We start from the raw sequence: 22687 nt of genomic DNA on the forward strand, positions 1-22687 counted from the left end.
GCACCCCCGCGCCGTCCCGCCGTACCCTGAACCCGCCGCCCCGCGCACCCGCGCCGTGCGCCACCAGCCCCGCACCACCGCCACCACCCGCACGTCAGGGCCGCTCCAGAGCCGCAGCGCCCCGCACCGCCAGGACGAGGAGCCCACCCTCATGGCCGAACACCCCGCCTACCCCGTAGGTCTGCGACTCGCCGGCCGTCGCGTGCTCGTGCTCGGCGGCGGCCAGGTCGCGCAGCGCCGGCTGCCCGGTCTGATCGCGGCCGGGGCCGACGTCCGCCTCGTCTCCCCGTCGGCGACCCCTTCGGTGGAGGCCATGGCCGACGCGGGCGAGATCGTCTGGGAGCGCCGCCGCTACCAGGAGGGCGACCTCGACGGCGCCTGGTACGCCCTGATCGCCACCAGCGACCCGGCGGCCAACACCACCGCCTCCGCCGAGGGCGAGCGGAACCGGGTGTGGTGCGTGCGCTCCGACGACGCCGAGCAGGCGACCGCCTGGACCCCGGCCACCGGCACCAGCGAGGGCGTCACGGTCGCGGTGCTCGCCGCCGACGCCGGCGTCCGCGACCCCCGGCACACCGCCGCCATCCGCGACGCGGTCCTCGCCGGCCTCCAGGACGGCACGCTGGTCGCCCGCCACCACCGCCACCGCACCGCGGGCGTCGCCCTGGTCGGCGGCGGCCCCGGCGACCCGGACCTGATCACCGTGCGCGGCCGGCGGCTGCTCGCCGAGGCCGACGTGGTGATCGCCGACCGCCTCGGCCCGCGAGACCTGCTCTCCGAACTGCCTCCGCACGTCGAGGTGATCGACGCGGCGAAGATCCCGTACGGCCGCTTCATGGCCCAGGAGGCCATCAACAGCGCGCTGATCGAGCACGCCAAGCAGGGCAAGTCCGTGGTCCGCCTCAAGGGCGGCGACCCGTACGTCTTCGGCCGCGGCATGGAGGAGCTGCACGCCCTCGCCGAGGCCGGCATCCCCTGCACGGTCGTGCCCGGCATCTCCAGCTCCATCTCGGTGCCCGGCGCGGCCGGCATCCCGGTCACCCACCGGGGCGTCGCCCACGAGTTCACCGTGGTCAGCGGCCATGTCGCCCCCGACGACGAGCGCTCCCTGGTCGACTGGGCGTCGCTGGCCAAGCTCACCGGCACCTTGGTGATCCTCATGGGCGTCGACAAGATCGGGAAGATCGCCGAGGCCCTCGTCGCGCACGGCAAGGCCCCGGAGACCCCCGTCGCCCTGGTCCAGGAGGGCACCACGGCCGCCCAGCGCCGGGTGGACGCCACCCTCGCCACGGTCGCCGAGACGGTCGCCGCCCGGGACGTCAGACCGCCCGCCGTCATCGTCATCGGCGAGGTCGTCGCCGTCGGCCCCGACGGGACGGCCTGACCATGGCCGCCCCCGTCACCGTCGACGACCCCCGCGACCCGCGCCTCGCCGACTACACCGACCTCACCGACGTCGAACTGCGCCGCCGCCGCGAGCCCGCCGAGGGCCTGTTCATCGCCGAGGGCGAGAAGGTCATCCGGCGCGCCGCCGACGCCGGCTACGCGATGCGCTCCATGCTCCTCTCGGCGAAGTGGCTGGACGCCATGGGTGATCTGATCGACGCGAGCCCGGCCCCGGTCTACGTCGTCGACCCGGACCTCGCCGAGCAGGTCACCGGCTACCACGTGCACCGCGGCGCCCTCGCCTCCATGGCCCGCAAGCCGCTGCCCACCGCGGGCCAGGTGCTGGGCGCCGCCCGGCGGGTCGCCGTCCTGGAGTCGGTCAACGACCACACCAACATCGGCGCGATCTTCCGCTCCGCCGCCGCCCTCGGCATGGACGCCGTCCTGCTCTCCCCGGACTGCGCGGACCCGCTGTACCGGCGCAGCGTCAAGGTCTCGATGGGCGCCGTCTTCTCCGTGCCCTACGCCCGCCTGGACACCTGGCCGCAGGGGCTCGCCGCGCTCGGGGAGGCCGGCTTCACGCTGCTCGCCCTCACCCCCGACGAGCGCGCCCGCAGCCTGGACGAGACCGCCCCGCACCGCATGGACCGGGCCGCCCTGATGCTCGGCGCCGAGGGCAGCGGCCTGACCCGGCGGGCGTTGGACACGGCCGACGCGTGGGTCCGCATCCCCATGGCGCACGGCGTCGACTCCCTCAACGTCGGCGCCGCCGCCGCGGTCGCCTTCTACGCGGTGACGACGGGGCGCCCCGAGGCGTAGCCGGCGGGGGCGGTGGCCTCCGCGCGCACGTCCTGCCGCTGGACCCCCGCCCCGCCGAGGCCCCGCGCGGGCCCCTGGCAGCCCTGGGCCAGGGCGATGCCGAGGGCGACGAGGAGCGTCACGATCACGAAGACGGTCAGCCGCTGGCGCAGCAGCCGCGGGTTGGCCGGCCGCAGCCGCCCGGCGCCCGTGGTCCGGGGCGCCGTACGCCCCGCGCCGCTGCGCGGTGCCGGGCGCCCGCCGCTCGGCCGCGGCGTGTTCCGGCCGGTGCCGCCTCTGGAGGACGGCGACGGTCGGGCCCCCGAGTTGCCCCGGGCCGGCGTCCCGCCGCGCGAGGCGGGCACGCCGCCGCCCCGCGACGAGGACCCGCCACCGCGCGAGGCCGGCCCCGCGGCCGGGCCCCTCGAACCCGCCGTGCCCCGGGGCCCGGGGGTGCCCGGCGCCCCTGTGTGGCCCTGCGGACGGCGCTCGGCACGGTCGACGCGCTCGGCGCGTTCGGCCCGCTCCGCGCGCGAGGGGTAGGTCTCGGCCATCCGCCCGGTAGGCCGGTCCGCCTCCGCGCTGCGCGGCGCGGGCGGCCGCAGCTCACCGAGGCCCTGCGCCTCACGGGCGGCGATCTCCTTCAGCCGCAGCGACAGCTGCAGCGTGCTGGGCCGCTCCTCCGGGTCCTTCGCCAGACAGGCCCGCACCAGCGGGGCGAGCGCGTCGGCGACCCCCTGCAGCTGCGCCTCCTCGTGCACCACGCGGTACAGCATCACCTCGGAACTGCCGTGCCCGAAGGGCGAGTCGCCCATCGACGCGTACGCCAGCGTGGCCCCCAGCGAGAACACGTCCGTGGCCGGCGTGACGGCCGCGCCCCGCACCTGCTCGGGAGCGAGGAAACCGGGGGAGCCGACCGCCGTGCCGACGTGGGTGAGCGTCGAGGCGCCCGTCGCCCAGGCGATGCCGAAGTCGATGATCCGCGGCCCCTTCGGGGACAGCAGGATGTTGGACGGCTTGAGGTCCCGGTGCACCACACCGGCCTCGTGCACGGCGACCAGCCCCTCCGACAGGGCGGCGCCCACGGCGGCCACGTCGGCGGCGCCCAGCGGCCCCTCCTCGACGACCTTGTCGTGCAGGGAGGGCCCGGGCACGTACTGCGTGGCGAACCACGGCCGGTCCGCGTCGAGGTCCGCCGCCACCAGGCGCGCGGTGCACCCGCCCCGGATCCGCCGGGCCGCGGACACCTCGCGCGCGAAGCGGGAGCGGAACTCCTGGTCCTCCGCCAGATCGGGGCGGATGACCTTCAGCGCCACCCGCTGCCCCTTCTTGTCGGAGCCCAGGTAGACCACACCCATACCGCCCGCGCCGAGCCGCCTGTGAAGCCTGAACGAGCCGACGACGCGCGGGTCCTCGCGCCTCAGGCGCATCATCGCCATGTCCATCCCCGCGTCCGGTCCTGTGACGAGCGACAGCTTACGTTTCCCCGGCCGCCCGCGCGCAGAGGCCACACCCGCCCGCGGCGACGGATTGTGCGTACCGGGCGGGGAAGTTGAGGGCCACTCAGTGCAGCGCCGGCTCGTCCGGCCCGGCGCCGCCCATGATCCCAACCACCAGCGCACGGCCCGCCGTTGGCCCGGGCCCGCACGCCCGCCCGCGGCCGGCCCGGCGGCACGCGCTCCCCGGCGGCACCGGGCGCGTGACGGGACGCGTCGCGAGTGACCGAAGTCACCGGACGCTCCGGGCAGAGCGGGACGCAGCGGACACCCCCTCGGGGACAACCCCGAGGGGCCGGGGCCGGTCTCCACCCTGGGGAGTACACCCGTGCTCACGGCTCATCCTCCGGGAGGCCCGCCGATCGGTACGAGGGCATGACGCCGGTCCGGTGCCCGCCGCCTAGATTTGAGGTCAAGCGGCGGGCGCAGCACTCGTCCCCCGAGGTCGGACGCCCGCCGCTTGCAGACCACAACAGAACGGTCGGGAGAGGGACCATGGCCCAGACGGCACCGCGAACGCTGATCCGCACGCGCGAGCACAGCCGTCAGGGGCGCCGCCACCCCCTGGTGGCGACACTCATGGCCCTTCCCCTGGCGGCCCTGCTCCTCCTCGTCTTCGACGGGTGGGAGACGGTGGCCACACAGGCGTCGTCCGTGGGTGCGATGCTGGGGCGCTGAACGGCGACCCCAGGCCCGGAAGAGCGGTCCGGGCGGGGACATCACACCCATTGAAACCCCGTGGGGACGGGGGTGCGGCGGACGGCTGACGATGCCGGCGCAGCTGGGGAGCTGCGCCGGCATCACTGTGTTCCGGACCGACCGCGTCCCCCGAGCGCGGGTCCCCGTACCCTCACCCCGTGACACCGGACCCGCTGCTGCCCGCCCTCGCGGCGCACGTCAGGGCGAGCGCCCACGCCCGCGCCGCCGCCTGCCCCTGCGGCGCGGCCACGCTCGCCGAACGGCCCGACGCCACCGTCGTCCGCCACGCCGGCACCGTCGCCAAGGCCCACGCCCCCGGCGCGGACCCCGCCGCACTCGCCCTCCGGGTCACCACCGCCGCCCGCCTTCCCGGCGTCCTGCTGCCCCCGCTCGCCCCGCACCCCGTCCCGCTGCACGGCCGGCTCGTCACCCTGTGGCCCTACGGCACCCCCGTCGACCCCGACGACCCGGACGCGGCCCCCTGGGAGGACGCGGCCACCCTCCTCGCCCGCCTGCACCGCACGCCCGCCCCCGTCGCCGTACCTCCCATGCGCGGCCCCGCGAAGGCGGCCCTGGCCGTCGACCGGCTGCGGGACACCGGGCACCCCGCGGCCGCCGTCGTCCGCCGGGCCTGGGCCGCGCTGCCCGCCTGGGCCCGCGACGAGGCCCCCATGCCCGACGCCGCCACCCTGTGCCACGGCGACCTCCACCTCGGCCAGCTGATACGCCACCCCGCGCCCGACGGCCCCTGGCTGCTGATCGACGTCGACGACCTCGGCACCGGCGTCCCGGCCTGGGACCTGGCCCGCCCCGCCGCCTGGTACGCCTGCGGCCTGCTCGAACCCGGCGCCTGGCACCGCTTCCTGGCCGCCTACCGCGCCGCCGGCGGCCCGGCCGTCCCGCCGGAGGGCGACCCCTGGCCCGCCCTTGACGTCCCGGCCCGCGCCCTCACCGCGCAGACCGCCGCCCGCGCGCTCACCAAGTCGACGGCGGCCGGGCGGCCCCTGGACGAGGTGGAGCAGGCACTGGTCGACGCCTGCGCCCGGATGGTCCCGGCCGGCCCCGGCCACCCTCCCGGCTGAGCCGAAGTTCGGCCCCGTAGGGTGCAACCGGACCGCACGGGCGGGGAGTCTGTCCTGGCGGTACGCGAAACAGGTCCGACCGGCGAGGAGTTGACCCGCCCATGCAGTGCCCCAAGTGTCACGCCCCGATGCACACCTACAACCGCAACGGCGTCCAGATCGAGCAGTGCAGCGGCTGCCGCGGCATCTTCCTCGACTACGGCGAGCTGGAGTCGCTGACCCGCCTGGAGTCCCAGTGGTCCCAGCCGGCCCCGCCGCCGCCCGCCGCGCCGCAGGCCTACCCCGCCGCCCCGGCCCCCGCCTGGGGCGCCCCGCAACACGGCCACCACGGCGGACACGGCCACTACGGCCACCAGCGCCACAAGAGCTTCGGGCACATGCTCTTCTCCAGCTGACCCCGCCGGGCCGCCGGGCGGCCCGCGAGACGACGAAGCCCCCGCGCCGTGCGAGACGGCCGGGGGCTTCGGGGTGTGGACGATACTGGGATTGAACCAGTGACCTCTTCCGTGTCAGGGAAGCGCTCTCCCGCTGAGCTAATCGTCCGGGAGCCTGCGAGGTGTACTGCGTGCGCGATACTGGGATTGAACCAGTGACCTCTTCCGTGTCAGGGAAGCGCTCTCCCGCTGAGCTAATCGCGCGGGGATCCTTGCGGACCGATGATCCTTGCGGACCAGTGGACGATACTGGGATTGAACCAGTGACCTCTTCCGTGTCAGGGAAGCGCTCTCCCGCTGAGCTAATCGTCCTTGGAGGTGGAGACGGGATTTGAACCCGTGTAGACGGCTTTGCAGGCCGTTGCCTCGCCTCTCGGCCACTCCACCAGGAGTTCCTGCGAGCGGACGACGAGGTTCGAACTCGCGACCTCAACCTTGGCAAGGTTGCGCTCTACCAACTGAGCTACGTCCGCCTGTCGGTGCGGTCCGCTTGCGCGTCCCGGCGACGTGTTGAACTCTAGCGGATTCCCGAGCCAGTACAAAAACGCGTTTGTGCAGCGTGCTGCCCCCAGGTCACCCGGCGGTCGCCCGGCGGACGCCCGCCTAGACTCGGCACCGTGCACGACCTGCCTCCCCTCGCCCGCTTCGGCGACCGCCTCGCCACCGGACTGCTCGACGTCACCAGCGACCCCGCGGCCCTCGACTCGCGCGGCTTCTGGGCGGTCGCGGCCGACTTCGAGGGCGGCCTGACCTGCGCCCGCTTCGCGGACGTGCGCACCGAGCCGGTCCCCGCCCCGATGCCGGGCCGCTGGCGCGGACCGGCCGTCGGCGACTGGACGTCGTCCCTGGACCACGCCGCGTACACCGCGGGCGTCGAGCGGATCCGCGCGTACATCGCGGCCGGCGAGGTCTACCAGGTCAACCTCTGCCGGGTGCTCTCCGCGCCCGTCGCGCCGGACGCGGACGTCGACGCCCTCACCGCCGTCCTCGCCCGCGGCAACCCCGCCCCCTACGCGGGCACGATCCGGCTGCCCGGCCACGGGGTGGAGATCGCCACCGCCTCGCCGGAGCTGTTCCTGCGCCGCGACGGCCGGACCGTGGAGTCCGGGCCGATCAAGGGCACCGGGCGCACCGAGGCCGAGCTGACGGCGAAGGACCGCGCCGAGAACGTCATGATCGTGGACCTCGTCCGCAACGACCTCGGCCGGGTCTGCGCCACCGGCAGCGTGACCGTGCCCGACCTGTGCGTGATCGAGAAGCACCCCGGCCTCGTCCACCTCGTCTCCAGTGTGCGCGGCGACCTGCGCCCCGGCGCCGGCTGGCCGGACCTGCTCGCCGCCGCCTTCCCGCCCGGTTCGGTCAGCGGCGCCCCCAAGGGCAGCTCCCTGCGGATCATCGAGGAGTTGGAAACGGCGCCCCGCGGCCCGTACTGCGGCGGCATCGGCTGGGTCGACGCCGACCGCGGCACCGCGGAACTGGCCGTCGGCATCCGCACCTTCTGGCTCGACCGCCCCGCGGGACTGCTGCGCTTCGGCGCCGGCGCCGGCATCACCTGGGGCTCCGACGCCGAGGACGAGTGGCGGGAGACCGAGCTGAAGGCGGCCCGGCTGCTCGCGGTAGCGTCGGGGACGTACGACCGAGCGGCGGAAGGACTGCGGACGTGAAGATCTGGCTGGACGGCGGGCTGACGGACATGGAGTCCGCCCGGGTATCGGTCCTCGACCACGGTCTGACCGTGGGCGACGGCATCTTCGAGACCGTGAAGGCGGTGGCCGGCCGGCCGTTCGCGCTCACCCGGCACCTGGACCGGCTGACCCGCTCGGCGCGCGGTCTCGGACTGCCCGACCCCGACCTGGACGAGGTCCGCCGCGCCTGCGCCGCCGTCCTCGACGCCCACCCCGTGCCGCTCGGCCGGCTGCGCATCACCTACACCGGCGGCCACGGCCCGCTCGGCTCCGACCGCGGCGAGCACGGCCAGACCCTCGTCGTCGCCCTCGGCGAGACCACCCGCCGCCCCGACTCCACGGCCGTGATCACCGTCCCGTGGACCCGCAACGAGCGCGGCGCCCTCACCGGCCTGAAGACCACCTCGTACGCCGAGAACGTCGTCGCCCTGGCCCGCGCCCGCGAACAGGGCGCCTCCGAGGCGCTGTTCGGCAACACCGTGGGGCAGCTGTGCGAGGGCACCGGCTCCAACGTCTTCGTCGTCCTGGACGGCGAGCTCCACACCCCGCCGCTCGCCTCCGGCTGCCTCGCCGGCATCACCCGCGAGCTGGCGGCGGAGTGGACCGGCGCCGTCGAGACGGACCTGCCGCTGGACGTCCTGGACCGCGCCGACGAGATCTTCCTGACCTCCACCCTGCGCGACGTCCAGGCCGTGCACCGCGTCGACGGCCGCGAGCTGCCGGGGGCGCCGGGGCCGGTGACCGCCAAGGCCATGCGGGTCTTCGAGGAGCGGTCCGGGGACGACCTGGACCCGTAATTCGGCTGACGCGGGTCCCCAGGGTGGGTAGAACACCCCTGATGACCACGACCCTGCGGCCCCTCGAGCCGCTTCAGCAGACGGCCGACGGCTTCCGCTCACGCCGCTACCAGGTGTGTGTGAACAGTCGGCCCGTCGGCGCGATCCACCTGGGTACCGGACCGTCCTTCGGCACGGCCGTAGCCGTGGTGCGGGAACTGCGCGTCGACGAACCCGACCGCCGGCGCGGGCGCGGCACCGTGGCCGCCCTCGCCGCGGAGGAGGTGGCGCGCGGCTGGGGCTGCCGGCGCATCGACGCCTCGGTCCCGGACGGCGCCGACGCTGATGCGGGCGCCGGGCTCCTGCGGGCGCTCGGCTACACCCTGCGCAACCGCAACATGGTCAAGGCCCTCGGCGACACCCCGCCCGCCCTGCCCGAGGGCAGTTCGGCGCGGCCCATGACCGGCGAGGAGTTCGCCGCCTGGCAGGCCGACGAGCAGCGGCGGTACGCCCTGACCTGGGTGGAGCGGGGACTGACCGAGGCCGAGGCCTGGGCCAAGGCGGCCGGCGACCACGAGGCCCTGCTGCCCCGCGGGCTCGACACCGAGGACATGGTTCTGCGGGTGCTGGAGCACGACGGCACCCGGGTCGGCGTGCTCTGGCTGGCGCTCCGCGAGGACCAGGGCTTCGTCTACTCCGTGGAATCCGACCCAGCCCACCGGGGGCGGGGGCACGGGCGGACGCTGATGCGGGTGGCGGAGGCACAGTCCATCGCCGCGGGGCGGCGGGAACTCGGCCTCAACGTGTTCGCGGGGAACACCCCGGCCGAGCGCCTCTACGCGTCGCTCGGGTACCGCACCACCGTCTCCCACTACACCAAGGCCCTGCTCTAGCGGGCGCGCCTCAGGCGTCGGACTGCGCGAGGAGCCGGTCGGCGATCTCCTCGACGCGCTCGCGCAGCCCCTCCTGGCTCTTGCCGCCGTCCAGCCGCTCGGCGCCGATGACGTAGGTGGGCGTCCCGGTCACGCCGATCGCCTTGCCCTCCGCCTGGTCGGCGTCGACGGCCAGGATGTGCCGCCCGTCGATCAAGGCCGTGTCCACCTCGTCGGCGTCAAGGCCCAGCTGGCGGGCCACCTCGACGAGCAGCGGCTCTCCGGCGCGGCCCAGGTCCGCGGTCCGCGCCAGCAGCGCCTCGGCGTAGGGCCAGCCCACGCCCTGCTCCAGAGCCTCCTCGGCGGCCTGCGCGGCGGCGAAGGCGTGCTGGTGCTTCGCCAGCGGGAAGTGCCGCAGCCGGATGTCGAGCCGGTCGCCGTACCGATCGCGCAGGGCGTGCAGGTCGGCCAGGGCGGCATGGCAGTCCGGGCACTGGAGGTCGAACCACGCCTCCAGGACGGGCACGACGGTCGGGACGGGGGAGGAGTCGCTCATGCCCCCAGTCTCCCAGCCCCCGCGCCCCCGGGAGGAGCCGACCCTGAGCCGGACCCCGAGATCTCCCTGATCTCCGGGCCGCACCATGGCCCGCGGGGGTGCGGGCGGTGCAGGATGGAAGGGACGCAAATGTCCCGCCCGCGCTCGCTCAGCTGGAGGACCGCATGATCGCCGAGACCGTCTGCTCCGCGGTGTCCGCGGCCGGCCTGGGCATCGCGGCGGTCACCGCGTACCGCCGGCGCTTCCTCGCGGCGGTCCGCATCGCCGCCTACGCCCTGGTCCCGGTCGCCCTGGTGATGACCGGGGTCGTCCAGTGGCTCGCCGACACCGCCTTCAGCCCGACCGCCTGGGCCGGGTTCGGGCTGCTCGGCGTGAGCTGGCTGCTGTTCCTGACCACGCGCGCCGTGGAACGCCGCCGTGGCGGCACCCGCAAGGAGCGCCGGGCGGCCCGCGCCGAGGCCCGGCGCGAGACGCGGGCCGGGTCCGACGCCGCACAGCCCGCCCTCGACCCCGCCGCGCGCCCCGCGAGCGCGCCGCGCCGTGAGGACGACTTCAGCGACATCGAGGCCATTCTGAAGAAGCACGGCATATGAGCGCAGACGCTCCGTAACGATCACAACCCGCCCCGGGAAGTGCGTGATCAACGGCCACCCGGTCACGACACGCACAGTGATCGCGCCGGGCCGCTCCGGTAGGTCATCATCGCCGGGAGATGCCGGACATCACTCAGCTGGAATCGCAGCTGGACACGAGACAGAGCGACCCCGCGCCCCCCGAGCACGAACCGCGCGGCTGCCTCTTCGCCCTATCCCAGCCACCGCTCATGATCTTCCTCGCGGTGATCGGGTGTCTGCTCCTCATGGCTTCGTTGCACGACCTGCTGTTGCTGTGAGCCCCACCCGCGCTTCCCGGCGCCACCCGCCGGGGGACGCGGCTCAGCCGGCCGCCGCCTCCTTGCGGCGGGCGCGGTACGCCGCCACGTGCAGCCGGTTCCCACAGGTGCGGCTGTCGCAGTAGCGCCGCGAGCGGTTGCGGGACAGGTCGACGAAAGCCCGGCCGCAGTCCGGCGCCTCGCAGCGCCGCAGCCGCTCCCGCTCCCCGGCGACCACGAAGAACGCCAGCGCCATGCCGCAGTCCGCGGCCAGGTGGTCGGCCATCGAGGCGCCGGGCGCGAAGTAGTGGATGTGCCAGTCGTAGCCGTCGTGGTCGGTGAGCCGTGGGGTGGTGCCCGCGGCGGCGACCAGGTCGTTGATCAGCTTGGCCGCGTCCCGGGACTCCGGGGCGGCGAAGACCGCGGCGAACCGGCCGCGCACCTCGCGCACGCCCGCCAGGTCGCGCTCCGTGAGCTGGCCGATGTCGCTGACCTCGTGCGCGCGCACGAACTCCTGGAGGGAGGCGAGGTCCGGCAGCCCGTCCGGCGCCGCGGCGTCCTCCGGCACGGTGTTCACCAGATCCACCACGGTGTCCAGCGCGCACCGGGTGTCGTGGGTGATCAGCACGTCTCGCTCCCTGGCCTGGGGGTCGGGCGGGCGCCCGCAACGGTGGTGGCCGATGGTAACGGCTCCCGGCCCGGCGGGCGGGTCCCGATCCGGCCAGGGCCCGCCGGGACGCGCGCCGGCGCCGCCGCCGCGGAGATCCCGCGGCGGCGACGCCGGTATGTGCCCTATGCGGTTGTCACACGATGGTCCTGCGGTGGTCCTGCCGTGGTCCGGGCCCGTGCCGTCACCCCGAGTCGACGGCGCCGGGCTGCTCTGCCGGAGATCCGCCCTAGCTTTCCGCCAGGATGTGCGAGAGCTCCTGATCGAGGTCGAAGTGCCGGTGTTCCGTGCCGGGCGGCACGGCGGCGTCTGTGCGCTTCAGGAAGGACTCCAGAGCCCGCGCGGGGGCTTCGAGCAGTGCCTCGCCCTCGGGGGAGCTGAGAGCGATGCACACGACGCCCTGGCCGTGGCTGCGCGACGGCCAGACGCGGACGTCGCCGGTGCCGGTGGGGCGGTGGAGACCTTCGGCGAGGAGGTCGCGGGCGAACACCCACTCGACGGTCTCCTCGGCTCCGGTGTGGAAGGTGGCGTGCACGGCGTAGGGGTCGGCCGTGTCGTACCGCAGACCTGCGGGGACAGGCAGGGAGGACTCGCTCGACACAACGAGGCGCAGGTGCAGCTCGCAGCTGACCGTGGTGTTCATAAGCGCCAGGGCCTTTCGCTCAGTGTGCGCTCGGGGATTCGCACGTCGGCGAAATCGACATGCCACCTACGGTGCCGTTGTAAACCCCTCTGAGGGTTTTGCGGGGTATTAGGTAACTCGTCCGGCCGAGTCCGCTTTGCCGTCGTGCGCCCGTTCCGGTGACGGGGACGGCTCGGGTAGTGTCTGGCCGTATGAACACGGGGAGTGACAACGGCGGCGAGGCGGTCAAGGCGGCGGACCGATCGGGGACGCCGGACGGGGCGGCCGACGGGCTCGTGGAGGGAACGCCGGACGAGCGTCCGCTCGGCTCGCGGGCCCCGGAGTTCGTCAAGTCGCGCCGCGCCCTGCACCTGAGCTGGCAGGTCGGTGTCTTCGTCGTCGGCCTGGCGGTCGTGGGCGCCGGCATCGTCATGCTGCCGCTGCCCGGACCCGGCTGGGTGGTGATCTTCGGCGGCATGGCCATCTGGGCCACCGAGTTCGTCTGGGCGCAGCTCGTCCTGCGCTGGACCAAGCGCAAGGTCACCGAGGCGGCACAGCGTGCCCTCGACCCCGCCGTGCGGCGCCGCAACATCATCCTGACCTCGGTCGGCCTGGTGATCATCGCCGCGCTCGCCGGGGTCTACCTCTGGAAGTTCGGCCTTCAGATGCCCTGGAAGATCAAGGACCAGTGACCGCCGACCCGGGCACGGGCACCCTCTGACATGGGGTAATGTTCCTCCTGCGTCCGGGCGATTAGCTCAGTGGGAGAGCGCTTCGTTCACACCGAAGAGGTCACTGGTTCGAACCCAGTATCGCCCACCGGATCACCAGGCGGCCCCGCTCACGACCATGAGCGGGGCCGCTTCGTCATGTGGCCTCCGGGCACACTCACGCCGTGGACCTCAACCGCTACCGCTTCCGCGTCCGATGGACCCTGCCCGCCCCCGTCCCGGACGTCTACCGCGTCCTCGAGCGGATCGAGGACTACCCGCGCTGGTGGCCCCAGGTCCGCGAGATCCGCCGCCTCGACGCCGAGAGCGGCCTCGCCCGCTTCCGCTCCCTCCTGCCCTACGACCTCACCGCGACCCTCAGCCACGGCCGCCGCGACCCGGTGGCCGGCGTCCTGGAGGTGGCGCTCGACGGCGACCTGCGCGGCTGGGCCCGCTGGACCCTCACCCCGCACGGCACCGGCACCCTCGTCCGCTACGACCAGGAGGTCGAGGTGGTGAAACCGTTGCTGCGCCGGCTCGCCGTGCCCGGCCGGCCGCTCTTCCGCGCCAACCACGCGCTGATGATGCGCGGCGCACGGCACGGGCTGCGGGCTCGCCTCGCAGCGGTTTGAGGAAAGCGGGCCGGGGGCTGTATTGTTCGGTGCGTTCCCGGGCGATTAGCTCAGTGGGAGAGCGCTTCGTTCACACCGAAGAGGTCACTGGTTCGAACCCAGTATCGCCCACCCCGGGAAGGCCGGTCCGTCGCACGACGGACCGGCTCTTTCATGTCCGGTCCGCCCGTCCTCACGCTGCCGCCGCCGGCAGCTCCGGGCGCAGTGGCCAGGCCGGATCGACCGGCTCCTCCGAGCCGTTGAGGGAGAACCACGCCTGCAGCCCCCGCGCCTGCCCCGCGTGCCACACCGCCTGGAGGGTGTGCAGCTCGGCGGGGGAGAGGCGTTCGAGGCGCGGCTGGAAGCGCCGGCCCAGGGCCCGTACCACCTCGAGCGCGGCCATCGCGTCCGCCGCCGCGTCGTGCGCGTCCGCCAGCTCCACCCCGTAGTGCGCGCACAGGTCGGTGAGCGTGCGGCGGCCCTTGCGGTAGCGGTCCAGATGCTTGTCGAGGACCCGCGGGTCCAGGACGTGCAGCGTGGAGCGGTCCAACCAGCGGGCCAGCGACGAGGCGCGATGGCGGCGCAACTCCCGGTCCAGCAGTGTCAGATCGAACGGGGCGTTCATCACCACCAGCGGCCGCCCCGCCCGGGCCTGCTCGGCGAGGCCCTCGGCCATCTCGTACATCACCGGCGCCGGCCAGCGGCCGTGGCGGTGCAGGTGCTCCTCGGTCAGCCCGTGCACCGCGGTCGCCGACCCGGGCACCGGTATCCCCGGGTTCACCAGCCAGCGGCTCACCCGGGGCCTGAGGCCCGGGGCGTCCTGCACCACCAGCGCCGCCGACACGATCCGGTCGGTCTCGACGTCCACACCCGTCGTCTCCGTGTCGAAGGCCGCGAGCGGCCCCTCGAACCAGCACGTCATAGGCCCATCAACTCCTCTGCCGCACACGGCGACTGACGCGCCGTCCGCTGTCCCGGTTCGGTGATACCCGGGCTGTTTGCGCCGTACGCCGGGAGGAGACAACTGGAGTACGGGTTTTTGCAGTTCAGCGACCCGCACACTGGACACGCCGGTTCTGGAAGGCTCTTGGCCATGGCCATAGCGCAGCTGCACGCGGTCGCCGCGGTGGCGGGCTGCTCGCTCTCCCAGCCCTTCCCGGACAACGGCATCGACTGGCACGTCAGCCACAGCGCCCCCGGACACACCGTCGACGACGAGGTCACCATCAAGGTGCAGCTCAAGGTGACGTACCAGGTGCGGATACCGACCGCGCGGATCTTCGACGACCGGGCGTTGTGCGAGATCATGACGCGGGTCGGGACGGGAGGGACCCCGTGACGCACCGCCCGACCGACGGACCCCCGCGCCCGGCCCGGCCGCACCCCGTCGACACCGCCGACCTCGCCGGAACCGCCGCACCCGACGGCCGCCCGCCCGACCCCGGCACCGTCGACCCGGCCGTCCTCGCCGCCCTGCTGCACCGGCACGGCTGGCAGCGGCGCGGCGCCGCCCAGGCACGCTACGCCCGCTGGACCCCGCCGGGACCCGGCACCCGCGCCACCAGCCTCCTGGTGCCGGTCAGCCGCGCCTTCCCCGACAGCGACGACCTGCTCGCCGAGGCCCTGCACGCCCTGGCCCGCAGCGGCACGCCCTCCGCCCGCGAGATCCTGCTCACCCTCGCCGTGCCCAGCGACGAGATCCGCTGGGAGCGCGACGTCCCGCCAGGACCCGGCGGCGCCGCCCGCTGGGCCGCCGAGGAACAGCTGCGCGCCGCCGTCCGCCGGACCCTGCTCGCCGGCGCGCTGGCCACCCACGGCCGGGCCGGCTACCACGGCGCCCGGCACCGGCGGGCCGCCGCCGCCTCCCTGGAGAGCGTCCTGGTCGGACCCGACCCCGGCGGCCGGCACCTGACCGCCTACCTGCCCGTCACCACCGCCCGCCCGCTCGCCGTACGCCTGCACCACGCGCTCTACGCCGCCCGAGAGGCCATCGACCACCGGCGCGCGACCGGCGGCACCCACGCCTTCGACGCCGCCGTCGCGGCCGGCGTCAGCCACGAGCTGACCGAGGCCCTCGTCGCCCTGGTCCGCGGCACCCAGGGCGCCCGCGTCACCGTCGCCTGGGCACCTGCCGCCGGCGTCCCCGAGGGCTGCGCCGCACCGGCCGAACCCGTCGAGTTCTCGCCCGGCGACCTGCCCGCCCTGCGCGAGGCCGGCGCCCGCTACCTGCGCGAGGAACCCTCCGTGCCCGTCCGCCTCACCGGCACCGTGGTGCGTATGCGCCGCACCGGGCCGCGCGGCGCGGGCACCGTACGGCTCCGCGTGCTGGCCGGGGCGGACGTCCCGCACGTGCGGATCACCCTGGACGAGGAGGCGTACCGCATCGCCGGGCACGCCCACCTCGTCGGGCTGCCGGTCCGGGTCCTCGGCCGCCTTGAGAGCCGCGGCGGCTTCCGCCGGCTGACCGGCGCCTGCGAGGTCGCGCCCGTACAGGTCGACGACGCCGAGCGGGACCGGCTGCTCAAGGCCGTGCAGGAGCATGTGGAGGTCGCCGCCTTCTTCGAGGAGACCTGTGGCTTCGAGCCCGGGGAGGACGACGACCGCGGGGAATGATTTCGCGGGGGGCGGGGTCGGGTCGGTACGATCGCCCTCGTGCGGGCGCTCCGGTATGGCGCCGCATCCCCCCTTCAGTCAGGAGAGACCGGTGTCAGACGTCCGCGTGACCATCCAACGCGATTCCGAGCGGGAAGAGCGCGTGGTGACGCCGGGCACTACGGCCGCCGAGCTGTTCCCCGGCGAGCGCTCGGTCGTCGCCGCCCGCGTCGGCGGCGAGCTGAAGGACCTCGCGTACGAGGTGAAGGACGGCGAGAGCGTCGAGCCCGTCGACATCACCTCCCAGGACGGCCTGGACATCCTGCGCCACTCCACCGCGCACGTCATGGCGCAGGCCGTGCAGGAGCTGTTCCCCGAGGCCAAGCTCGGCATCGGCCCGCCGGTCAAGGACGGCTTCTACTACGACTTCGACGTCGAGCGGCCGTTCCACCCCGATGACCTCAAGGCCATCGAGAAGAAGATGCAGGAGATCCAGAAGCGCGGCCAGCGCTTCTCGCGCCGCGTGGTCACCGACGACGCCGCCCGCGAGGAGCTGGCGGACGAGCCGTACAAGCTGGAGCTGATCGGCCTCAAGGGCTCCGCCTCCCACGACGACGGCGCGGACGTCGAGGTCGGCGCCGGCGAGCTGACCATCTACGACAACCTGGACGCCAAGACCGGCGAGCTGTGCTGGAAGGACCTCTGCCGGGGTCCGCACCTGCCGACCACCCGGAACATCCCGGCGTTCAAGCTGATGCGGAACGCGTCCGCGTACTGGCGCGGGAGTGAGAAGAACAAGCAGCTCCAGCGGATCTACGGCACCGCCTGGCCGACCAAGGACGAGCTGAAGGCGCACCTGGACTTCCTCGCGGAGGCCGAGAAGCGCGACCACCGCAAGCTCGGCAGCGAGCTGGACCTCTTCTCCATCCCGGAGCAGATCGGCTCCGGTCTCGCCGTCTTCCACCCCAAGGGCGGCATCATCCGCCGGGTCATGGAGGACTACTCGCGGCGCCGCCACGAGGAAGAGGGTTACGAGTTCGTCTACACCCCGCACGCCACCAAGGGGAAGCTCTTCGAGACCTCGGGCCACCTGGACTGGTACGCCGACGGCATGTACCCGCCCATGCAGCTCGACGAGGGCGTGGACTACTACCTCAAGCCCATGAACTGCCCGATGCACAACCTGATCTTCGACGCGCGCGGCCGATCCTACCGCGAACTGCCGCTACGCCTCTTCGAGTTCGGGACCGTGTACCGGTACGAGAAGTCCGGCGTCGTGCACGGCCTGACCCGGGCGCGCGGCTTCACCCAGGACGACGCGCACATCTACTGCACCCGTGAGCAGATGGCGGAGGAGCTCGACAAGACGCTCACCTTCGTGCTGAACCTGCTGCGGGACTACGGCCTGACCGACTTCTACCTGGAGCTGTCCACCAAGGACCCGGAGAAGTTCGTCGGCAGCGACGAGGCATGGGAAGAGGCCACCGAGACGCTGCGCGCGGTCGCGGAGAAGCAGGGTCTGGAGCTGGTGGCCGACCCGGGTGGTGCCGCCTTCTACGGGCCGAAGATCTCCGTGCAGACCAAGGACGCCATCGGGCGTACCTGGCAGATGTCCACCATCCAGCTCGACTTCAACCTCCCCGAGCGCTTCGACCTGGAGTACACCGGCGCCGACGGCACCAAGCAGCGGCCGGTCATGATCCACCGCGCGCTGTTCGGCTCCATCGAGCGGTTCTTCGCCGTCCTCCTGGAGCACTACGCGGGCGCCTTCCCGGCGTGGCTGGCCCCGGTGCAGGCGATCGGCATCCCGGTCGGCGACGCGCACGTCGAGTACCTGGAGACCTTCGCGGCCGAGGCTCGCAAGAAGGGGCTGCGGGTCGAGGTGGACTCCTCCTCGGACCGGATGCAGAAGAAGATCCGGACCGCGCAGAAGCAGAAGGTGCCCTTCATGATCATCGTCGGCGACGACGACATGAACGCGGGCACGGTGTCGTTCCGCTACCGCGACGGGTCGCAGGAGAACGGCATCCCCGTGGACGAGGCCCTTGCGAAGATCGCGAAGGTCGTGGAGGACCGGGTCCAGGTCTGACCACGCGGTTCACAGCAGGCAAAGGCCCCCGGGACGGATCCCGGGGGCCTTTCCCTGCCGCCCCGCCCGACGCCATATGCTGCACGCATGACGAGTGAGCCGGAGCAGCAGTGGGGCGTGGGAACCCCGGACGCGTTCCAGCGTCTGTGGACCCCGCACCGGATGGCCTACATCCAGGGCGAGAACAAGCCGAGCGGCCCGGGGGCCGACGACGGGTGCCCCTTCTGCGCGATCCCGGCGAAATCCGACGAGGACGGCCTGGTCGTCCGGCGCGGTGAGCACGTGTACGCGGTGCTCAATCTGTACCCGTACAACGGCGGGCACCTCATGGTCGTGCCCTACCGGCACGTCGCCGACTACACCGAGCTGACGGCGGAGGAGACCGCCGAGCTGGGCGAGCTGACCAAGCAGGCGATGACCGCGCTGCGGGCTGCCTCTGGCGCCCACGGCTTCAACATCGGCATGAACCAGGGCTCCGTGGCGGGGGCGGGCATCGCCGCCCATCTGCACCAGCACATCGTCCCGCGCTGGGGCGGCGACACGAACTTCATGCCCGTCGTCGGCCATACCCGCGTGCTGCCGCAGCTCCTCGGCGACACCCGCACGATGCTCGCGGCGGCCTGGCCGGCCGTCTGACCCCGCCGGGCCGGCCTCACGCGTCGTAGAGGTCGGCCTTCATCGGCGCGGTGTCCTGCACCATGTTGCTCAGGAACGACGAGCGGGTGCCGAACTTCGAGGTGTCGGCGCCGTTCTCGTCGAGGACCCGGATCGCCGCCGCGTGCACCACGCGCAGCACCGGTGTCGCCGCCCGCAGCGCGTCGTCGGCCATGAAGCGATGCCGCCAGGGCTGGTCGGCCCAGGCGTGGCGGACGCCGAAGGGCTCGGGCAGGGTGATGCTGCCGCCGAGCCAGTTGAGCAGCGGCGGGTACCAGGTGAGGGGGGCGCGCACGGTGAGCCGGACCACCTCGTTGGTGTGCACCAGCGGGAGCATCACCTTGCGGGTCTCCCACGGCTTGAAGGACTTGCCGACCTCCTTGAACGGGGCCTCCGGCTTCGTGGTGAACAGCGGGTTCACCGGGCCCAGGGCGTGGCCGGTGACCTCGACGCGCAGGGTGGCGTGCAGCACGGTCACGGTGATCAGCATGGTGAGCACCAGCTGGCCGTCCCACAGCGTCCACTGCACGCCGAGGTAGTGCCGGTCGCCGGCGCCGAACTGCTGCTTGTTGCAGATCTCCTGTATCGCGTGCGGCTTGACCTGGTAGGCCTCCACGTCCGTGCCCTCGGGGCGGGAGACCGCCTTGGCGTTCTCGCCGACCGGGGTGACGACCCAGTGGCGTATGGACGCCTTGGGGAAGCCGCCGGTGTTGAGCGGGCCGCGCTCCAGCATGCGGAGCTGGTCGTGGACGGCGCGTATGACGTCCCAGCTGCGGAAGGGGTGGATCTCGCGGCCGGCGTCGGCGGGGACCAGGTCCTCGGCGAGCTGCCAGCTGCCCCACCGGGTGCCCATGCCGAGTATGCCCTTGGGGCCCGCGTAGAAGACGGAGTTGGAGAGCTGCTCGGCGCCGAGCCGGGCCAGGGACTGGCGCAGCTGCTCGGCCGAGGTCTCGCCGGGGTTGCTGGGCACGGCCTCGGGCACCTTGGCGCCGACGCCGCTGCCGGAGAGCAGCCCTGCCCAACGCTCGCGCAGGTCCCGCGCGGTGCCCTCGCAGATCCGCTTGGCCCAGAACCAGCCGACCACGGGCATGATCATCGACGCGCGCGCGTACCAGCCCCAGAAGCCGGCGAAGGGCATCTTGACGATGAACAGCACGGCCAGCACGCCGATCGCCAGGAGGACGGCGGTGCCGAGGGCGCCGGCCTGCTTGTTCTCCGACTTGGCGACGGTGGTGCGGATCTGGAAGCCGAGCAGCCAGACCAGCATGCCGGGCAGGAAGAGCAGGCCGCACACCACGATGACCAGGGTCAGCTTGCCGTCCCGGGCGCGGCGGATGCCGTTGGCGGCCAGGCAGTGCTCCACGACGACGGCGGGCTCGGCGCCGAAGGACTGGATGAGGGGCTTGCGGTCGCCGCCCAGCATGCGGTCGGCGACCGCGCGGGAGAACGCCTCGCCGAGGTTGGGGCGGAACAGCGAGGACCAGGCGCGCCCCTTATTGACGACCGTCTTGTGCCAGTCGTTGTCGGCCTTCTTGATCTCCTCCATCGGATTGTCCCGGTAGGCGGCCGAGGCCAGCGCGAAGGTGGCCGTCTGGCCTCCGCCGTCCGCCCGCGGCACCTGCGGTCCGAAGAAGTCCGCGTAACCGCCGTCAACGGTCATTCCCGCCCCCGATCGCCACCACTGCCCCGCTTCTGCGGCCTTCCCGACTTCCGCGCCGCGCACACCTGTTGATCAGGTCATCAGCGTATCCGCCAGGACCGACAGCCGTCAGCCCACGGCCGAAGGCGCCCCGGCGCACGCCGGGTCGCCCCCGCGCGCGCCGGTCAGACGGCGGCGCCCACCTCCTCCCGCAGCCGCTGCGCCACCTGGGCCGGCATCGGCTCGTGCCGGGCGTAGCGGCGGTCGAAGCGGGCGGTGCCGTGGGAGAGGGAGCGCAGGTCGACGGCGTAGCGGCCGATCTCGATCTCGGGGACCTCGGCGCGGATCAGGGTGCGTGCGCCGCTGGTCTGCTCGGTGCCGAGGAGCCGGCCGCGCCGCCCGGACAGGTCGCTCATCACGGCGCCGACGTAGTCGTCCCCGACCAGGACGCTCACCTCGGCGACGGGTTCCAGGAGCTGGACGCCCGCCTCGGCGGCGGCCTCGCGCAGGGCGAGGGCGCCCGCGGTCTGGAAGGCGGCGTCGGAGGAGTCCACGGAGTGCGCCTTGCCGTCGAGGAGCGTCACCCGGACGTCGATGAGCGGGTGCCCGTCCACGACGCCGCGGGCGGCCTGGGCGCGTACGCCCTTCTCGACCGAGGGGATGAACTGGCGCGGGACCGCGCCGCCGACCACCTTGTCCACGAACTCGATGCCGGAGCCGCCCGGCAGCGGCTCCACCTCGATCTCGCAGATCGCGTACTGGCCGTGCCCGCCGGACTGCTTGACGTGCCGGCCGCGCCCGGCGGCCCGGTGCCCGAACGTCTCGCGCAGGGACACCCGGTGCGGTACGACGTCGACCTGCACGCCGTAGCGGCTGCGCAGCCGCTCCAGGGCGACGTCGGCGTGCGCCTCGCCCAGGCACCACAGGACCACCTGGTGGGTGTCCTGGTTCTGCTCCAGGCGCATCGTCGGGTCCTCGGCGACCAGTCGGGCCAGGCCCTGGGACAGCTTGTCCTCGTCGGGCTTGCTGTGCGCCTCGATGGCGAGCGGCAGCAGCGGGTCGGGCATGTCCCAGGGCGCCATCAGCAGCGGGTCGTCCTTGGCGGAGAGCGTGTCGCCGGTCTCCGCGCGGGTCAGCTTCGCCACGCACGCCAGGTCGCCGGCGATGACGTGCGGCACGGGGCGCTGCTGCTTGCCGAAGGGCGTGGACAGGGCGCCGATCCGCTCGTCCACGTCGTGATCCTCGTGGCCCCGGTCGGCGAGGCCGTGACCGGAGACGTGCACCGTCTCGTCGGCGCGCAGGGTGCCGGAGAAGACCCGGACCAGGGAGATCCGGCCGACGTAGGGGTCGGAGGAGGTCTTCACCACCTCGGCGACCAGGGACTCCTCCGGATCGCAGGGCCGCAGCTCGCGCGGCGCGCCGTCCGGCGTGGTCACCAGCGGCGCGGCGCGCTCCAGCGGCGTGGGGAAGCCGCGGGTGATCAGTTCGAGCAGCTCGATCGTGCCGAGGCCCTGCCGGGCGCCGTCGGCGGCGGGGGCGGCGGCCAGGACCGGGAAGAACGCCCCGCGGGCCACGGCCCGCTCCAGGTCGCCGATGAGCGTCTCGACGTCGACCTGCTCGCCGCCGAGGTAGCGCTCCATGAGGGTCTCGTCCTCGCTCTCCGCGATGATTCCCTCGATGAGCAGGCTCCGGGCCTCCTCGATCAGCGGCAGCTGGTCCCCGACCGGCGCCGACTCGGTGCGCTCGCCCGAGGCGTAGTCGAACAGCCGCTGCGTCAACAGCCCGATCAGGCCGGTCACCGGCGCGTGGCCGTCGGCCGCCTGCGGTCCGCGCAGTGGCAGGTAGAGCGGGAGCACCGCGTCGGGGTCGTCGCCGCCGAACGCCTCGGCGCACAGCCGGGTGGTCTCCTCGAAGTCGGCCCGGGCGGACTCCAGATGCGTGATCACGATGGCCCGGGGCATGCCGACGGCAGCGCACTCCTCCCACACCATGCGGGTGGCGCCGTCCACGCCGTCGGCGGCCGAGACGACGAAGAGGGCCGCGTCCGCGGCGCGCAGACCGGCCCTCAGCTCCCCGACGAAGTCGGCGTAGCCGGGGGTGTCCAGGAGGTTGATCTTGACGCCGTCCCATTCCACCGGCACCAGGGAGAGCTGCACGGAGCGGTGCTGGCGGTGCTCCATGTCGTCGTAGTCCGAGACGCAGCCGCCGTCCTCCACGCGGCCCGCCCGGTTCAGGGCCCCCGCGGTCAGCGCGAGGGCCTCCACCAGTGTGGTCTTGCCCGATCCGGAGTGGCCGACCAGCACCACGTTCCGTACGGACGCGGGGTGGCCGGCCGGCTGTGCCCTGCCGGCGGCTCCGGGGTGGGTGTGTGCCTTGTCGCCCATGTCCTTGCCTCCCGTGCACGGTGAGGTCGCTGTGGGCGCGGACACGCGGGACCCGCGTCGACAT

23 protein-coding genes and 7 tRNA genes are annotated in these 22687 nt (G+C 73.7%); 18 read left to right on the top strand and 12 right to left on the bottom strand.

The features are described from left to right. The first annotated feature begins 151 nt into the window (after positions 1–151). Entirely contained in the window at positions 152–1384 is a 1233-nt protein-coding gene (gene cobA, locus ACGFZL_RS26660; RefSeq protein WP_393695644.1) for a uroporphyrinogen-III C-methyltransferase, read from the top strand. A 2-nt stretch (positions 1385–1386) separates the two neighbouring features. Then, positions 1387–2205 carry a TrmH family RNA methyltransferase gene (locus ACGFZL_RS26665; protein WP_393695437.1) on the top strand — a complete coding sequence of 273 codons (819 nt, stop codon included), beginning with the start codon at positions 1387–1389 and terminating at the stop codon, positions 2203–2205. Here ACGFZL_RS26665 and ACGFZL_RS26670 read toward each other — a convergent pair. Beyond that, positions 2172–3629 (bottom strand): protein kinase domain-containing protein, encoded by a 1458-nt coding sequence (locus ACGFZL_RS26670; RefSeq protein WP_393695439.1) that lies wholly within the window; start codon positions 3627–3629, stop codon positions 2172–2174. The genes ACGFZL_RS26665 and ACGFZL_RS26670 overlap by 34 nt on opposite strands. 546 nt (positions 3630–4175) lie before the next feature. Between ACGFZL_RS26670 and ACGFZL_RS26675 the strand changes: the two genes are divergently transcribed. From ACGFZL_RS26675 to ACGFZL_RS26685, 3 genes are all read left to right on the top strand, one after another. Continuing rightward, the gene (locus tag ACGFZL_RS26675) at positions 4176–4358 is read left to right on the top strand and encodes a hypothetical protein (RefSeq protein ID WP_355172883.1); all 183 of its coding nucleotides are present in this window, start codon (positions 4176–4178) and stop codon (positions 4356–4358) included. Positions 4359–4537: 179 nt separating this feature from the next. Continuing rightward, positions 4538–5461, top strand: a complete 924-nt coding sequence (locus tag ACGFZL_RS26680) for a phosphotransferase family protein (RefSeq protein WP_393695441.1) — start codon at positions 4538–4540, stop codon at positions 5459–5461. Between the two features lie 101 nt (positions 5462–5562). Continuing rightward, a complete protein-coding gene (locus ACGFZL_RS26685; RefSeq protein WP_393695443.1) occupies positions 5563–5856 on the top strand; it encodes a zf-TFIIB domain-containing protein in 294 nt (97 codons plus the stop codon). Between the two features lie 76 nt (positions 5857–5932). Here the strand turns inward: ACGFZL_RS26685 and ACGFZL_RS26690 are convergent. The 5 genes from ACGFZL_RS26690 to ACGFZL_RS26710 form a co-directional block, all read right to left on the bottom strand. Beyond that, a tRNA-Val gene (locus ACGFZL_RS26690) sits at positions 5933–6004 on the bottom strand. Positions 6005–6027: 23 nt separating this feature from the next. Next, positions 6028–6099: transfer RNA gene (locus ACGFZL_RS26695), tRNA-Val, on the bottom strand. Positions 6100–6135: 36 nt separating this feature from the next. After that, positions 6136–6207, bottom strand: a tRNA-Val gene (locus tag ACGFZL_RS26700). A gap of 1 nt (position 6208) precedes the next feature. Next, a tRNA-Cys gene (locus ACGFZL_RS26705) sits at positions 6209–6282 on the bottom strand. Between the two features lie 13 nt (positions 6283–6295). Further along, a tRNA-Gly gene (locus ACGFZL_RS26710) sits at positions 6296–6368 on the bottom strand. Between the two features lie 144 nt (positions 6369–6512). Between ACGFZL_RS26710 and ACGFZL_RS26715 the strand changes: the two genes are divergently transcribed. Genes ACGFZL_RS26715 through ACGFZL_RS26725 form a run of 3 tightly spaced genes read left to right on the top strand, consistent with a single transcriptional unit; the run spans position 6513 to position 9249 of the window. Beyond that, positions 6513–7559 (top strand): chorismate-binding protein, encoded by a 1047-nt coding sequence (locus ACGFZL_RS26715; protein ID WP_393695445.1) that lies wholly within the window; start codon positions 6513–6515, stop codon positions 7557–7559. Next, on the top strand, positions 7556–8377 hold the full coding sequence (locus ACGFZL_RS26720) for an aminotransferase class IV (protein WP_393695447.1): 822 nt from the start codon (positions 7556–7558) through the stop codon (positions 8375–8377). The genes ACGFZL_RS26715 and ACGFZL_RS26720 overlap by 4 nt, the downstream gene beginning before the upstream one ends. 41 nt (positions 8378–8418) lie before the next feature. Next, positions 8419–9249, top strand: a complete 831-nt coding sequence (locus ACGFZL_RS26725) for a GNAT family N-acetyltransferase (protein ID WP_393695449.1) — start codon at positions 8419–8421, stop codon at positions 9247–9249. Positions 9250–9259: 10 nt separating this feature from the next. Here ACGFZL_RS26725 and ACGFZL_RS26730 read toward each other — a convergent pair whose 3' ends face one another. After that, on the bottom strand, positions 9260–9784 hold the full coding sequence (locus ACGFZL_RS26730) for a DsbA family protein (RefSeq protein WP_393695451.1): 525 nt from the start codon (positions 9782–9784) through the stop codon (positions 9260–9262). Positions 9785–9948: 164 nt separating this feature from the next. On the opposite strand from ACGFZL_RS26730, the gene ACGFZL_RS26735 reads away from it, so the two are divergent. Both ACGFZL_RS26735 and ACGFZL_RS26740 read left to right on the top strand, forming a co-directional pair. Then, the gene (locus ACGFZL_RS26735; protein ID WP_393695453.1) at positions 9949–10377 is read left to right on the top strand and encodes a hypothetical protein; all 429 of its coding nucleotides are present in this window, start codon (positions 9949–9951) and stop codon (positions 10375–10377) included. 119 nt (positions 10378–10496) lie between these two features. After that, entirely contained in the window at positions 10497–10676 is a 180-nt protein-coding gene (locus ACGFZL_RS26740) for a hypothetical protein (RefSeq protein WP_355172899.1), read from the top strand. 43 nt (positions 10677–10719) lie between these two features. Here ACGFZL_RS26740 and ACGFZL_RS26745 read toward each other — a convergent pair whose 3' ends face one another. Continuing rightward, on the bottom strand, positions 10720–11283 hold the full coding sequence (locus tag ACGFZL_RS26745) for a CGNR zinc finger domain-containing protein (protein ID WP_393695455.1): 564 nt from the start codon (positions 11281–11283) through the stop codon (positions 10720–10722). Positions 11284–11551: 268 nt separating this feature from the next. Continuing rightward, on the bottom strand, positions 11552–11965 hold the full coding sequence (locus tag ACGFZL_RS26750) for an SsgA family sporulation/cell division regulator (RefSeq protein WP_004002642.1): 414 nt from the start codon (positions 11963–11965) through the stop codon (positions 11552–11554). A gap of 191 nt (positions 11966–12156) precedes the next feature. On the opposite strand from ACGFZL_RS26750, the gene ACGFZL_RS26755 reads away from it, so the two are divergent. The 4 genes from ACGFZL_RS26755 (at position 12157) to ACGFZL_RS26770 (ending at position 13397) form a co-directional block, all read left to right on the top strand. Continuing rightward, a complete protein-coding gene (locus tag ACGFZL_RS26755; protein ID WP_393695457.1) occupies positions 12157–12636 on the top strand; it encodes a TIGR02611 family protein in 480 nt (159 codons plus the stop codon). Between the two features lie 55 nt (positions 12637–12691). Next, a tRNA-Val gene (locus tag ACGFZL_RS26760) sits at positions 12692–12763 on the top strand. Between the two features lie 76 nt (positions 12764–12839). Continuing rightward, a complete protein-coding gene (locus tag ACGFZL_RS26765; protein ID WP_355172905.1) occupies positions 12840–13286 on the top strand; it encodes an SRPBCC family protein in 447 nt (148 codons plus the stop codon). 39 nt (positions 13287–13325) lie between these two features. Then, positions 13326–13397: transfer RNA gene (locus ACGFZL_RS26770), tRNA-Val, on the top strand. A 61-nt stretch (positions 13398–13458) separates the two neighbouring features. Here the strand turns inward: ACGFZL_RS26770 and ACGFZL_RS26775 are convergent. Continuing rightward, the gene (locus ACGFZL_RS26775) at positions 13459–14187 is read right to left on the bottom strand and encodes a 3'-5' exonuclease (RefSeq protein WP_355172907.1); all 729 of its coding nucleotides are present in this window, start codon (positions 14185–14187) and stop codon (positions 13459–13461) included. A gap of 117 nt (positions 14188–14304) precedes the next feature. Between ACGFZL_RS26775 and ACGFZL_RS26780 the strand changes: the two genes are divergently transcribed. From ACGFZL_RS26780 to ACGFZL_RS26795, 4 genes are all read left to right on the top strand, one after another. After that, positions 14305–14604, top strand: a complete 300-nt coding sequence (locus tag ACGFZL_RS26780; protein ID WP_393695459.1) for a hypothetical protein — start codon at positions 14305–14307, stop codon at positions 14602–14604. Beyond that, a complete protein-coding gene (locus ACGFZL_RS26785) occupies positions 14601–15878 on the top strand; it encodes a hypothetical protein (RefSeq protein ID WP_393695461.1) in 1278 nt (425 codons plus the stop codon). Before ACGFZL_RS26780 ends, ACGFZL_RS26785 begins: the two co-directional genes overlap by 4 nt. A 91-nt stretch (positions 15879–15969) precedes the next feature. Then, entirely contained in the window at positions 15970–17946 is a 1977-nt protein-coding gene (gene thrS / locus ACGFZL_RS26790) for a threonine--tRNA ligase (protein ID WP_393695463.1), read from the top strand. Positions 17947–18033: 87 nt separating this feature from the next. After that, the gene (locus tag ACGFZL_RS26795) at positions 18034–18582 is read left to right on the top strand and encodes an HIT domain-containing protein (protein ID WP_355172913.1); all 549 of its coding nucleotides are present in this window, start codon (positions 18034–18036) and stop codon (positions 18580–18582) included. 16 nt (positions 18583–18598) lie between these two features. Here ACGFZL_RS26795 and ACGFZL_RS26800 read toward each other — a convergent pair whose 3' ends face one another. Together ACGFZL_RS26800 and ACGFZL_RS26805 are read right to left on the bottom strand one after the other, a co-directional pair. Next, positions 18599–20260, bottom strand: a complete 1662-nt coding sequence (locus ACGFZL_RS26800) for a hypothetical protein (protein WP_393695465.1) — start codon at positions 20258–20260, stop codon at positions 18599–18601. A 164-nt stretch (positions 20261–20424) separates the two neighbouring features. Continuing rightward, entirely contained in the window at positions 20425–22623 is a 2199-nt protein-coding gene (locus ACGFZL_RS26805; protein WP_393695467.1) for an elongation factor G-like protein EF-G2, read from the bottom strand. Positions 22624–22687 lie beyond the last annotated feature (64 nt).

The sequence above is a fragment of the Streptomyces sp. NPDC048182 genome (assembly GCF_043202555.1).
In the GTDB taxonomy this organism is placed as follows: Bacteria; Actinomycetota; Actinomycetes; order Streptomycetales; family Streptomycetaceae; genus Streptomyces.